Raw genomic sequence first — 12,741 nt, 5'->3', positions numbered from 1 at the left:
TGATCAAACAAGACGTCATAGGCTTCTTGCCGTTGCGTCCTATCGGCCTTACACGGCAAGCTTCGTCGTGTTTGCGAGATTGCGATAGGCGGTGGCTGGATGCGGCGCCCGCAGGCGAGGGCTTGTGCCACCCAGCTTTTCGCGAAGGGTTCCCTGTCGATACTCCAATTTGTAGACGCCGCGTTTCTGGAGTTCCGGCACCAGTAGCTCGACCGCGTCCTCGAAGCTCTCCGGGGTTACCGTGTAAGCAAGGTTGAAACCGTCGACGTCGGTCTCCTCGACCCATTCCTGCATCAGGTCCGCGACTGTCGATGGTGAGCCGACGAAGACGGGTCCGAAGCCGCCGACACCGACCCAATCGGCCATTTCCCGTACGGTCCATTCCTTGCTCGGATCGATCGTCGTGAAGGTCTCGACGGCGGACTGTACGGCATTGGTATGGCGGTGGCGCAGCACCTCGTCGGGGCCGAACTGGCCAAAGTCGATCCCCGTCCAGCCTGAGATCAGTGTCAGCGCTCCTTCAAAGGATGCGTACTGCCGGTACTCGCTGAATTTGCGCTGCGCCTCGGTGTCCGTTTCGCCGAGGATGACCGTCTGCAGATTGAAGGCGAGGATTTCGCGCGGGTTGCGGCCGGCCCGCTCGGCCGCCTGCCGGACATTGGCGACATAGCGCTTGAGCACGGCTTTCGACGGTGCGGCGACAAAAATGCACTCGGCATGAGCGCCGGCGAAGTCCTTGCCACGGCTGGAGGCGCCCGCTTGATAGAGTACCGGTGTGCGCTGTGGGGAGGGCTCGCTGAGGTGAATGCCCGGCACGGTGAAATGCTTGCCCGCATGGCGGATCGGGTGCACTTTCCGCGGATCCGTGAAAACGCCCTTCTGGCGGTCACGGACGACGGCGTCATCCTCCCAGCTGCCTTCCCAAAGCTTGTAGCAGACCTCGAGATATTCGTCGGCGAGGTCATAGCGATCGTCGTGGTTCGTCTGCGCGGGCTGGCCGACATTGAGGGCACCGCTGTTGAGGTAGGAGGTGACGATGTTCCAGCCCACCCGCCCCTTGGTCAGGTGATCGAGCGTGGAGATCCGGCGGGCGAAGGTATAGGGGTGCTCGAAGGAGAGCGATGCCGTCAGCCCGAAGCCGAGGTGTTCGGTCTCATGGGCCATGGTTGGGATGAGCTGCAGCGGATCGTTGACCGGCACCTGTGCCGAATGGCGCAGCGCCGCATCGACATTGCCGTTCAGCACATCGTAGACCCCGAGCACGTCAGCGATGAAGAGCCCGTCGAACTTCCCGCGCTCGAGCGTCTTGGCAAGATGCACCCAGTAATCGAGATCCTTGTAGGTCCAGGATTTGTCGCGCGGGTGGCGCCAGAGCCCGGGCGATTGGTGTCCGACGCAGCTCATGTCGAAGGCGTTCAGCCTGATTTCTCGGCTCATGTCACTGTTCCTGCATTGGTTTGGTTCGGCCGCGATCAGGCGCCGACCGCTTTCTGGTTGATGAAGCTGAATGCCAGCACGGCGAAGATGAGGCTGCCGGTGCCGACCTGCTGCCAGTAGAAGTTCAGTCCGGTCAAAAGCAGACCGTTGGACACGATGCTGAGAAGGAGAACCCCGAGCACCGTACCGGCGACGTTCGGCCGGCCGAGTGGCGAGAAGGTTGTACCGATGAACGTGGCGCCGATCGCATTCAGCAGGAAAGCATTGCCTGATGAGGGAATGTAGACCGTGACGGTGGACGTCAGGATGATGCCGGCAATTGCTGCGACCGTGCCTGCGAGAATGAAGATGACGGCGACATCTCGTCCAAGCGCGATGCCAGAATAGCGCACCACGCTTGGCTGCAGGCCGATGGATAGCACAACACGACCAAAACGCGTTCGAGAATACAGCACTGCGACGCTTGAGATCACGACGGCAGCGATTAGAAGTGGAACTGGTAGGCCTGCGATGGTTCCGTGCCCGAGGAAGCGGAAGGCATCGGGAACGCCGTTCGGGGCAAGATAGACGGGATTGCCGCCATTCGTCAGCAGCTGTTGGATGCTGCGGCCAATGAACAGTGTGCCGAGTGTTGCCAGGAACGGCGACACCCCGATTGCAGAAATTAGGATCGCGTTGAAGGCTCCCACAAGGGCGCCGGCCAGGAGGGCCGCGAGCAGTGCGAGCGCGACGGGTTGGCCGGCAAGAACGAGCGAAACGAACGCGAAGCTTGCAAAATCGACTGCGGTGCCGACCGAGAGGTCGATCCCGCCAGCCGACACCGCGAGCGTCATGGCAATCGAGACGATGGCGAGCAGCGTGAAGTTGTTGACGAGAATGCTCTGCAGATTGCCCGTCGTCAGGAAGGTTGGGGCGGCAGCAGAGAAGATCGAGAAGACGGCGATGAGAGCGAGTATCAAACCATACCGGGAAAGGCGGGCGATCAGTCGCCCGGCGGAAATTGAGGCAGACATGGTCAGATCTCCCATTTGCGTAGCAAGGTCGTGGCAGAGACGACGATCAGGATCAGGAGACCCTGGACGCCGCTGACGAGTGTGCTCGGCAGGTTCAGAAGCTGGAAGCCGTTGACGAGGAAGCCGACGAAGAGCGCCGATATCAGGGTGCCGGTGATCGTCGGAACAAGGCGGCGCGAAAACACCGAACCAAGCAGGGCGGTGACGACGACTGGCAGGAGCATTTCCCCGGAACCCGTCGTGCTGCCGCTGAGATAGGACACCGAGAGAACACCGGCGAGGCCACCGCAGAGGCCGCTTGCGATAAACGCACTGGCGACAAGACGCTTGAGGGGAAGGCCAGCTGCGCGGGCAGCGTCCGGAAAATCACCGACCGCGTAAAGCCGCAGCCCGAGTGGCGTGTACTGGATGATCGCCGCCACAATGGCTGTGAAGCCGATCAGGATATAGGCGAGGATCGGCACTCCGAAGCTGTCAGACGTCGAGATCGCGGTCAGCACGTCGGTGGAGGCGGGTACCACGGTGTTCTGGGTCAGAACCAGTTCAAGACCGGCAACAACATTCATCACGGCAAGCGTTGCCAGAAGCGGCACGATGCCGGCGAGCACGACGGCGGCAGCGTTGACGGCACCGATCGCAAGCCCGGTAAGGATTGCTCCCACGGCGGCAGTCGCATCGCCATAGCCGAGCTGAATGAGCGAAGCATAGACCGCAGCGCTCAAGCCCATATTGGCGGCAAGCGACAGATCGATGCCGCCAGTGACCACGTTTGAGCCTCCGGCGATCAGGACGATCGTCAAGCCGATCGCAAGAACGCCTGCGATGGCCGACTGACCGAGAACATTCCCGATGTTGCCGATCGTGAAGAAATAAGGAGCGGTGAGCGAGAAGACGACAAAAATGGAGGCAAAGGCGAGCAACGAGCCGAAGCGAAGTGCAGCGGCTGCAAGATTGCCCCTGGACTTCGGTGCGTCGCTGTCGGCAATGGCGGGCAGGGAAGCGAACTGAACATCAGCCGACATGGCGCAATCCTTCCGAAGCGCCGGTCGATGCCGCCAGCACTTCATCCGTTGTGGTGTCTAAGGAGACGAGTTCGCGGACAACACGCCCGCGGAAGAAAACGAGGATCCGATCGGTAATGCCCACAAGCTCGGGCAGATCAGAGGAAAGAACGATGACGCCGGCGCCACGGGCGGCGAGCTCTCCGATCAACGCGTAGATCTCCACCTTGGAGCCGATATCGACGCCTGCGGTCGGCTCGTCCAGGAGGTAGATCTCCGATTGTCGGCTCAGCCATTTGGCAATTGCGACCTTCTGCTGGTTGCCACCGGAAAGTGTGCGCACCAGGGCGTCTCGTCCGGTGGTCTTGATCTGCAGGCGTAAAATGAGGTCGTCGGTGTCCGAGCGTTCACGCTTCCGCTTCAGGAAGCCGAAGCGGGTATATCGCGCAAGGCTCGACAAGGTTATGTTCTCGGTCAGGCTAAGATCGAGACCCACTCCATGGCCACGCCGATCCTCCGGCACCAATGCGACGCTTCGCTCGACGGCTTGTTTGGGGTTGCGTAACTGCGCAGCCTTGCTGTCCATCTCGATCCGACCGGATGCGGCCTGTTCCAGCCCGAAGAGCGTACGGATGAGATCCTTGGCTCCCGATCCCAGCAGACCGGTGATGCCAAGCACCTCGCCACGGCGCAGCGTGAAACCGACATTGTCGTAACGGTTCGGTGCCGATAGAGCCTCGACCCTGAGGATTTCAGCGCCCGGCTCGACATGTGACTTCGGGAACATCTCGGTGATATCGCGCTCGATCATCAGTCCGGCGATGCCCTTCGCCGAGGTTTCGGCAATCGGCAGCGAGGCGACGTCGAGGCCGTTGCGCAGGACCGTCACGTGGTCGCACAGGTCCTCGATCTCGTTGAGGTAGTGAGAAATATAGATGATGGTGACGCCATCGTCGCGAAGGCGTCGGATTAGCCGGAAGAGCGTTTCCGCCTCACGCCGCACCAGCGCTGCTGTTGGCTCATCGAAGACCAGTACCTTGGGTTGGTCGAGCAGGGCACGGGTAATCTGCACGATCTGTCGTTCGGCAGTGGAAAGCTCGCCGATCAGGGCATCTTTCGCCAGCCGCAGCCCGAAGTAGTTGAGAAGGATTTCTTCTGCCCGCCGCTGCATGGCGCGGCGATCGAGGAACGGTGTTCCGGGAAGGCGTGTTTCGCGGCCGAGAAAAAGCGCTTCCCCGACAGTGAACGTCGGCACCAACAGGCGGTCCTGATGGATGAAGTGGATACCAAGCTCTTCGCAGAGATGCGGCGTCAGGCTTTCGTAGCCGCGTCCTTCGATTTCAATGCGCCCTTCGTCCGGCCTATGCAGGCCGGCAAGGATTTTGATGAGTGTGGATTTGCCGGCCCCGTTTTGACCGACGAGGCCGTGCACGGTGCTGCGTCGCACAGCAAAGGAGGCGCCTGCCAGCGCCTGCGCGCCACCGAAGCGTTTCACGATACGGTCAAAACGAATGATGTCGTCGCCGGGCTTAGCTGTTTCAGCTGCGGTCATGTTGCTGGCTCTTCACAGGTAAGGTGCGCGATGCGGCCTGGCCGCATCGCGGGACGGCTATCAACCGATGCCGAGCTTCTTGGTGATCTCGGTGACGTTGTCCTTGTTTGCGAGGAGAGCCGGGACATAAGTCTCGCGCGGCAGGGTCTGGCCAGCCAGGAGCTTGGCGACGTTGCGGATCGCGACGCGACCGATCTCGGCCGGCTGCTGGGCAGCATCGGCACCTGCTGGAGACTTGGGATCGGCGACGAGCTGGAGAACCTCGGGGCTGCCGTCGACGCCGTAGGTACGGATCTCGTTGCGGCCGGCCGCGGCAATCGCCTGTGTAGCGCCGAGCTGGGGAATATCCCAGGCTGACCAGACGGCCTTGATCGAACCCTTTTCCGGATACTTGTTAAGGATCGCGGTGATCTGCGTAAACGCGTCCTGGACGGTGTTCGGGATGACGTCGCGCAGTTCCGGTTGAAGGATCTTCACCTTCGGGAAGTACTTGATGACATTGACCAGCTGGTCGTAACGGATGGCGCAGGGCGTCACGCCGTAAAAGCCATTGAAGACGACGATGTTGCCCTCGCCGCCGATGTCGGACACCAGCTGCAAGGCGAGATCCTTGCCGATGCCCCAGTTGTCCGAGGTCGTGTTGTTAAGCGAATTGGTCGAGCCGACATCGACGGTCAGCACCGGGATACCGGCGTCGCGGGCCTTCTTCAGCCACGGGTCGATGACGCTAAGAGTACCCAGGATCTGCACCAGTGCGTCGGGCTTCTGGGCAACCAGCGTCTGCAACTGGGCGATCAGCTTGCCGTCGTTGCGGCCGGCGTCGACAGCAATCGGCTCGCCGCCCAGCCGCTTCACCTCTTCGATCTGGGCGTTGTAGACCTGCAGATCGAAATAGTGGTCGGTGCCGGTCGCGCTGATTGCGATGCGCTTGCCCTTCAGCGAAAGCCCATCCTCCGCAGCCGACGCCGACGCAAATACGCCTGCGCCTGCAAATGTTGCCCCCGCGACGGCCGCGAGCTTCAATATTTCGCGGCGGCCGAAGCCGGATGCCGTTTCTTCAGTCATGGAAATAGCCCTCTCGTTTTTCCTTTAATCCATAAAATATATGGATTTATATCATTAAGGAGAAACGTCATTCCAAAAGGACCGCCCGACGGGAAAATTTCGGAAGGCGGCAGCCAGCCCTCAGCGATCCAGGTTGCGGCCAAGGCCGTAGGTGAGGGCAAGTGCGCCGACCAGCACTGCACCCTTGACGAAGTCTTGCGTGTAATAGGGCGCGTTCAGCATCGTCAGGCCGTTCAGCAGCACGCCGACGAAGACCGCCCCCACCAGAGTTCCGAGCACATTGGGGCGGCGAAGGTTGAGAACGGCGAAGCCGATCAGAGCGGCGGCCACGGCATCCATGAGCAATGATCCGCCGGACGAGACGTCGCCGCGACCGACGCGGGCGGCGATTACGATGCCGCCGAGAGAGGCGAGCGCACCTGAAATGACATAAGCAAGCGTCTTCAGTCGCGCGGTGGACGCTCCTGCAAGGCGTGTCGCCACCTCGTTGCCGCCGGTTGCAAAGAGCAGGCGACCAATGCGCGTCCGTTCGGTGAGGACATAAAGAACAAGAGCCACGAGCGTCATGAGCAGCACCGAGACGGGCAAGGTGCCGAGGAAGCTATACCGGCCGATGAGGAGAAAGACCGGATCAAAGGCTCCTACCGCCTTCGATCCATCCGGCAGAACCAGGCCGGCCGAGATCGAGCGGCCCGCCGTCGGGATGAGCTGCAATCCGGACAAAAGGAACATCATGGCAAGCGTGGCCAGCAGATCGGGCACGCGCAGGCGCACGATAAGCACGGCGTTGATGAGCCCAATTGTCGCGCCGAAGGCCAACACGAGAGGTACCGTCGCAAAGGCATCGAACTGCCAGACGATCATGGCGTAACTTGCCGCCATGACGCTCGAGGCGGCGACCGCGCCGATGGAAAGATCGAAACCGCCGACGGCGAGCGTCACTGTGACGCCGGCCCCGAGGATCGCGACGACAGACACTGCCTGCAGGACGCTCATCAGATTGCCGATGTTGATAAAGGCTGGTTCGGCAACGCCGAAGCCGACCAGCATCAGGCCGAGCAGAATGAAGACCGCGCCGGAGCGCAAGACCGCGCCGGCGCTGCGTCTATATTTGCTGTTGCCGTCAGGTGCAGCTGTTTCCTTTGAAAGAGCACGATCATCGATCGTCGTCATGCATATGTTCCTTGAATGACTGGATTGGCGGCTGCGATCGGTCGCAGGGTATGGCGTTCGATGTTCAGGATGCGATCGGCGACCTCGTAGGCCTCCTCAGGATCGGAGCTGGCGATCAATGTGGCGCGATCGGTACGGGCGCGGATCGCGTCGATGATATCGCGGCGCGCCCCGACATCGACGCCCTGGAAAGGCTCGTCGAGGAGAAGCAGTCGGCTTGGTTCAGCCTCCCAGCGGGCGATCACAGTCTTCTGCTGGTTGCCGCCGGAAAGGCTCCAGACGGAGGCGAGGGGATCAGAAGTCTTGATCCCGAGACGGGAAATTGCCTTTGCTGCCTCGCGCCGTTCCCGGTCGCCGAGCAGGAAGCCTTGCCGATACCATTTCGACAAATGCGGAAGACTGATCGTGGCGGCAAGCGAATGACCCGGCCAGCCCGCTGGGATCAAGGATGAACGATGGCGGTCTTCCCCAGCCATTGCAACGCCAACGGCAAGCGCCTCGGCAGGGGATCGCGGCGCGTGCGGTCGCCCGTCGAGCAGCATTTCTCCGCCGGCAAGCCGGTTCGCGCCGAAGATCGCAGACAGCAGTCGGCTCTTGCCAACGCCGAGCGCCCCGGTGATTGCGACGACCTCTCCTTCTCGTATCGTCAGATCGAAGGGCACGCTTGTCGGCACGAGCCGCGCGCTACGCATCTCAAAGACCAAGGGTCCAGCCTGGCCGCGCGCATCCGGATGCGCCGCCTCGAGCCGGCGGCCGATCATTGCTTCGATGGCACTCGAGATGTCAATCGGTCGCCGCAAACTGCGCACGACACGGCCGCCGCGCATCACGAGGGCTCGATCTGCGATGGCTTCGAGGTCGGCCGTACGATGGGATATGTAGAGGATCGCGAGGCCCTGGGAACGCAGCCGCAAAAGTATGTCGAACAGTCGGCGGCTTTCGTCGCCGGAAAGACTGGCGGTTGGCTCGTCGAGGATCAGCAGATCGGCCCTGTCCGCAAGAGCCCGGGCAATCGCCACGAGCTGACGGTCGGCCGCAGCGAGATCGCCGAAGTCGCGATCGAGCGGTAGCGAAAAGCCTGCGGCGTCGAGCATTGCCCGCGCTTGGCGACGGAGGCTCCGGCTCGAGACGAAGAACGGCGTGCCGCGGTCGGCAAAGCGATGCAGGAGCAGTGCGTCCGCTACCGTAAGCCCGGCGGCGCCGACAATATCCGTCGATTGATGGACGGTCGCTATACCGGCACTGCTGGCCTCGGAAGGCGTACGGGGAGCGAAGGCATGTTCGTTGAGGCTGATCTTGCCGTCGTCTGCGGCAAGCACGCCCGACAGGATCTTGACCAGCGTCGACTTGCCGGCGCCGTTCGCGCCCATCAACGCGACGATCTCTCCCCGATCGATCGAAAGATCGATCCCCGTCAGCGCACGCGTCGCGCCAAAGCTGCGGGTGAGGTTGTCTATATGAAGAAGTGGCATCGTGGGTATTCCGATCGGCTTCGAGCGGCTGATATTGACCTGGAGAATGGCCGAACTTCCAGGCAAGCCTTTGCCGGGCAGGTCTTACCCGCGAAACAAAGAATCTCTGCAAGCCTGCAAAATCAGACGATTTAATCTACTAAAAACATAGAGTTTATATCTAATAATTCGTGCGTCGCAGGGATCTGCCGTCCGTCAGACGACGCTTTCAAATGACTAGAGGAACGCGACGATGAAACTTCTTGCACGGCTGGCCCTGAGCGCCGCCATCCCACTCTTTGTCTCTGAGGCAGCCTTCGCCGGAGGCCTCGCCGGTGCGCCCGCCCCCTTCGACAAGGGTGGCGTCAAAATAGCGCTGATCAGCTACATTTCCGCCGGCGACTTCTTCCAGGCCTATCAGGCCGGTGCCGAAGCGCAGGCGAAGTCGCTCGATATTGATCTGCGTGTCTTTCCGGGCCGTCAGGACGCCGCGGAGCAGCGCGAACAGGTGCTGCAGGCAATCAACCTCGGCGTATCCGCCATCGTGATCGATCACGGCCTGCCGGAATCGCTCGCAGACGTAGCCCAGCAAGCGCTGGACAAGGGCATCAAGGTCGTCGCTTTCGACGTAAACCTCAATAACCCGAAGATCCCGCAGGTCGAACAGAGCGACCACGAGCTTGCGCAACTCGCACTCGATGAGGCGGTGAAAGACAATGGCAAGAGTTTCAAGGCGGGCTACGCCTATGTCGCCGGCTTTGCGCCACTCGACCGCCGCAACGAGGTTTGGGACAAGTTCCGATCGGAAAACTCCGGCGTTGTGGAGAAGGCGCGGTTTGGTGTCGTCAACGATACGACGGCAACCTCTACGGCCGATCAGGCGAAGGCCGTTCTCTCGGCCAATCCCGACATCAGTGTCGTCTTCGCGCCATATGACGAATTTGCCCGCGGCGTAAAATTGGCGGCAAGCGATCTCGGCATCGCCAAGAAGTTGAAGATCTACTCTGCTGACGTTTCGACTGCGGACATTCAGGAGATCACCGAAGACGGTAGCCCCTGGGTCGCGACAGTCGCGACCAATCCGGCGGTGGTCGGGGCCGTGTCCGTGCGTGCGGCGGCGCTGCAGGTCGCGGGCGAGGACGTTCCCCATCAGATCACCGTCAAGCCGGCGCTGCTCACCCAGGAAAGCCTGCGCGCGGCCGGGGTCAAGACGATCGAGGACCTGGCGCAGAAGGTTCCGGCTTTCAGCACGAGCGACGCGGCGACCGCAAGCTGGATTCCGGACAGGCTTTTCTAAGCTGCCTGCCTCGACCTGTCGGCGCGAGCAGCGAGGTCCCGCCGACACCATTTCAAGAATTGGAGTTCCGACCCATGAGCCAATCCAACGTGCTCTTTGCAAGCAATCGCACAGCCAGCCGAGAGGATCTCTTCTCCCGTGCAAAGGATATTTCCGCCGATCTTTCCAAGCGCGCCGCCCAGCTCGACCGCGATGGGCGTCCCCCGCTTTCAGAGATCGTCAAACTCAAGAACGCTGGTCTGCTGAACGCTCTGCATGCGCCGGAGATCGGTGGGGGTGGGTTAAACTGGGTGGACGGTTTGAAGCTCACGCGCATTCTCGCACGCGGCGAAAGCTCCATCGGCCAGTTGCTCGGCTACCACTTCGTCAACAGTCAGTACGTCTACTGGGCGTTCGACGAGGCCCGTGCCCGCGTGCTCGGGAGCGAAACGGTCGCCAAGAATCTTTATTGGGGGGCCGCTGTCAATCCACGCGATACCGGTCTCGTCCTGACGCGTCGCGGCAGCGGTTATGTGCTCAACGGGCGCAAGTCCTTTTCCACGGCGGCGCATGTCTCCGATTACATCAACGCGAATGCGAGCCTCGATGGCAAGAGCGTCGGCTTTGCGGTACCGACAAGCCGCTCGGGCTACATGGCCAACGACGACTGGGACAATTTCGGCCAGCGCTTGTCCGACAGCGGCAGCGTTGAGTTCCGCGACTTTCCCGTCTACGAGGAGGATTTCGTTGATGCGCCGGGTGCGTTGGCGCCCGTGCTCGCCACCTTCAACACGCCGCTGATCCAGCTTGTCTTCGTCAATTTCTACCTCGGTACGGCAGAAGGGGCGCTGCAGGCGGCCATCGACTATGTCCGCACCACGACGCGGCCGTGGATCACCTCTGGCGTCGAGCGCGCCGCCGATGACCCTTACATTCTCGAGCGCATCGGCGAGTTCACCGCAGCGCTGAAAGCCTCGGCAGCGTTGGCGGACCATGCTGCTGCAGCCGTTCAGGCAAGTCTCGCGCGTGGGCACCATGTGACGGCACGCGAGCGTGGCGAAGCGGCGGCGGAGGCCTATGCTGCCAAGGTGCATGCGACCCATGTGTCGCTCGACATCACCTCGCGCGTCTTCGAACTGACCGGTGCGCGCTCGACGGCAGAACGATATCGGTTTGATCGCTTCTGGCGAAACGTGCGCACACACACGCTGCACGATCCAGTCTTCTACAAGGCCAAGGAAATCGGCGAGTTTGTTCTGAACGACAAGATTCCTGAGGTCAGCCTTTACAGTTAAGGTGCACTACAGTCTCAAAACGCAAAACCCCATACCCAGGTAAGGGAATGGGGTTTTGCTTTGACGGATGACTTATAGGGCGCCGCTTTTCGGCGGGATGACGCCGTTCAGGTGATAGTTGCCGACAACATGGTACTTCCAACGCACCGGATCGTGCAGCGTGTGGGTGCGTGCGTTGCGCCAGTGCCTGTCGAGATTGGCATCGAGCGTCACCGACGCGGTGCCGGCAAGTTCGAAGAGGGTGTTGGTGGCCTCAAGGGCGATCTCGGTCGTCAGGACTTTCGCTGCCGCCACGGCAAGCGTTGCCTCAACGACCTTCTCCTCCGTCGTGTCGATCTGTGCCGCATCGACCTTGCGGCCGGCCCGTTCGATTGTCGCCGTGGCGGCCTCCAGCCGAATGGCGATTTGGCCGATCCTGGCGATCGTCAACGGATCGTCCGACGCATGGTCGACGCCGCTGTTCGTCCAAGGGCGCGATTTGGTGCGCACGAAGTCGAGCGTTTCGCTGAAGGCAGCGCGGGCTATGCCGAGATCGATGCCAGCGTGAATGATCTGTCCGACAGAGCCGATGGTCGTCGCACGCTCGAACCCTCTATGATGAAGCACCACGGAATCTGCATGGACATAGACATTGCTGAGAACCGTCGTGCCGCTGCCGGTGACGCGCTGACCGAAACCGTCCCAATCGTCGATAATCTCCACGCCATCGGTGCCCTTCGGTACGAAGGCCATAACCAGCCGCTCTTCCTCATCCAATGCGAAAATCGCGATCCAGTCGGCAAACAGGACGCCTGTCGAGTAGTATTTCCGCCCGTTGATGCGGTAGCCGATGCCGTCGCGTGTGATGCGGGTATTGTAGTGGCCGACAGTCTTTGTTCCGCGCTCCGAAAGAGCATTGCCGAAGCGGTCGCCTGCAAGCGCACGGCCGAAATAGAAGCGCTTCTGCTCTTCCGTTCCGTCGGTGCGCAGCGCCTCCAGGATATAGAAATGGTTCTGCGGGATCTGACCAATCGAGCCGTCTGCTTCGGAAAGTATGGCGATGATCTCAGCCAATACCGAATTGGACACGTCGAGCCCGCCATACTGCTCAGGAACCGTGATACCAAGCAGGCCGGATTGCGATAGGGCGTCGAGTTCAGCGAAGGGGAGCAGCCTCTCACGATCTCGCCCTGATGCGGTTGTCTGAAACTGCTTGGCGAGCTCCCGCGCGACAGCAATCGCCTGTTGTTCATTCTCAAGAGAAATAGCCGCAGATCGGTCCGGTACGAGGTGATGCAGTTGCGCGTTCATGGCTGACTCCCGTTCATTTGGCGTCACCATGCAGCATCCGGGGAGGGGCATCGAGGAAAGACTTTTCCTATTTGACGGCCGTGGGGGCTGCGTATTTCTTAGTCCATAGAAATAATAGATTATAGGCTGAATACGGTGAACCCGCCAACCCCGGTCCCGTCAACGCGCATGACGACCACAATGCCGTT

10 protein-coding genes are annotated in these 12,741 nt (G+C 61.2%); 2 read left to right on the top strand and 8 right to left on the bottom strand.

Annotation, left to right across the window (positions count from 1 at the left end):
• Positions 1–48 precede the first annotated feature (48 nt).
• From FHX09_RS25870 to FHX09_RS25840, 7 genes are all read right to left on the bottom strand, one after another.
• Positions 49–1,437: an LLM class flavin-dependent oxidoreductase gene (locus tag FHX09_RS25870; RefSeq protein WP_132593588.1), complete on the bottom strand. Its 1,389-nt coding sequence runs from the start codon at positions 1,435–1,437 to the stop codon at positions 49–51.
• Positions 1,438–1,472: 35 nt separating this feature from the next.
• On the bottom strand, positions 1,473–2,450 hold the full coding sequence (locus FHX09_RS25865; protein WP_184450808.1) for an ABC transporter permease: 978 nt from the start codon (positions 2,448–2,450) through the stop codon (positions 1,473–1,475).
• 2 nt (positions 2,451–2,452) lie between these two features.
• Positions 2,453–3,472 carry an ABC transporter permease gene (locus tag FHX09_RS25860; RefSeq protein ID WP_132593584.1) on the bottom strand — a complete coding sequence of 340 codons (1,020 nt, stop codon included), beginning with the start codon at positions 3,470–3,472 and terminating at the stop codon, positions 2,453–2,455.
• Complete coding sequence (locus FHX09_RS25855) at positions 3,462–5,003, bottom strand: sugar ABC transporter ATP-binding protein (RefSeq protein WP_132593582.1); 1,542 nt, start codon at positions 5,001–5,003, stop codon at positions 3,462–3,464. Before FHX09_RS25855 ends, FHX09_RS25860 begins: the two co-directional genes overlap by 11 nt.
• A gap of 60 nt (positions 5,004–5,063) precedes the next feature.
• Positions 5,064–6,068, bottom strand: a complete 1,005-nt coding sequence (locus FHX09_RS25850; protein WP_132593580.1) for a sugar ABC transporter substrate-binding protein — start codon at positions 6,066–6,068, stop codon at positions 5,064–5,066.
• Positions 6,069–6,188: 120 nt separating this feature from the next.
• Entirely contained in the window at positions 6,189–7,241 is a 1,053-nt protein-coding gene (locus FHX09_RS25845) for an ABC transporter permease (RefSeq protein ID WP_132593578.1), read from the bottom strand.
• A complete protein-coding gene (locus tag FHX09_RS25840) occupies positions 7,238–8,713 on the bottom strand; it encodes a sugar ABC transporter ATP-binding protein (RefSeq protein WP_184450807.1) in 1,476 nt (491 codons plus the stop codon). The genes FHX09_RS25845 and FHX09_RS25840 overlap by 4 nt, the downstream gene beginning before the upstream one ends.
• 232 nt (positions 8,714–8,945) lie before the next feature.
• Between FHX09_RS25840 and FHX09_RS25835 the strand changes: the two genes are divergently transcribed.
• Both FHX09_RS25835 and FHX09_RS25830 read left to right on the top strand, forming a co-directional pair.
• A complete protein-coding gene (locus FHX09_RS25835; protein WP_132593574.1) occupies positions 8,946–9,989 on the top strand; it encodes a substrate-binding domain-containing protein in 1,044 nt (347 codons plus the stop codon).
• A gap of 74 nt (positions 9,990–10,063) precedes the next feature.
• Positions 10,064–11,263 (top strand): acyl-CoA dehydrogenase family protein, encoded by a 1,200-nt coding sequence (locus FHX09_RS25830; protein WP_132593572.1) that lies wholly within the window; start codon positions 10,064–10,066, stop codon positions 11,261–11,263.
• A 72-nt stretch (positions 11,264–11,335) separates the two neighbouring features.
• Here the strand turns inward: FHX09_RS25830 and FHX09_RS25825 are convergent, their stop codons facing one another.
• On the bottom strand, positions 11,336–12,553 hold the full coding sequence (locus FHX09_RS25825; protein WP_132593570.1) for an SfnB family sulfur acquisition oxidoreductase: 1,218 nt from the start codon (positions 12,551–12,553) through the stop codon (positions 11,336–11,338).
• Positions 12,554–12,741 lie beyond the last annotated feature (188 nt).

Origin of the sequence: Rhizobium sp. BK538, from assembly GCF_014197575.1 — a bacterium.
Lineage (GTDB): Bacteria > Pseudomonadota > Alphaproteobacteria > Rhizobiales > Rhizobiaceae > Rhizobium.
Note: the sequence above shows the minus strand (reverse complement) of the source record. Positions and strands in the feature narration are given on the sequence as shown.

What these genes read in the sequence shown, in the direction of transcription:
- FHX09_RS25870 (WP_132593588.1), bottom strand. Translation starts at nt 1,437, where the DNA reads ATGAGCCGAGAAATCAGGCTGAACGCCTTCGACATGAGCTGCGTCGGA.
- FHX09_RS25865 (WP_184450808.1), bottom strand. Translation starts at nt 2,450, where the DNA reads ATGTCTGCCTCAATTTCCGCCGGGCGACTGATCGCCCGCCTTTCCCGG.
- FHX09_RS25860 (WP_132593584.1), bottom strand. Translation starts at nt 3,472, where the DNA reads ATGTCGGCTGATGTTCAGTTCGCTTCCCTGCCCGCCATTGCCGACAGC.
- FHX09_RS25855 (WP_132593582.1), bottom strand. Translation starts at nt 5,003, where the DNA reads ATGACCGCAGCTGAAACAGCTAAGCCCGGCGACGACATCATTCGTTTT.
- FHX09_RS25850 (WP_132593580.1), bottom strand. Translation starts at nt 6,068, where the DNA reads ATGACTGAAGAAACGGCATCCGGCTTCGGCCGCCGCGAAATATTGAAG.
- FHX09_RS25845 (WP_132593578.1), bottom strand. Translation starts at nt 7,241, where the DNA reads ATGACGACGATCGATGATCGTGCTCTTTCAAAGGAAACAGCTGCACCT.
- FHX09_RS25840 (WP_184450807.1), bottom strand. Translation starts at nt 8,713, where the DNA reads ATGCCACTTCTTCATATAGACAACCTCACCCGCAGCTTTGGCGCGACG.
- FHX09_RS25835 (WP_132593574.1), top strand. Translation starts at nt 8,946, where the DNA reads ATGAAACTTCTTGCACGGCTGGCCCTGAGCGCCGCCATCCCACTCTTT.
- FHX09_RS25830 (WP_132593572.1), top strand. Translation starts at nt 10,064, where the DNA reads ATGAGCCAATCCAACGTGCTCTTTGCAAGCAATCGCACAGCCAGCCGA.
- FHX09_RS25825 (WP_132593570.1), bottom strand. Translation starts at nt 12,553, where the DNA reads ATGAACGCGCAACTGCATCACCTCGTACCGGACCGATCTGCGGCTATT.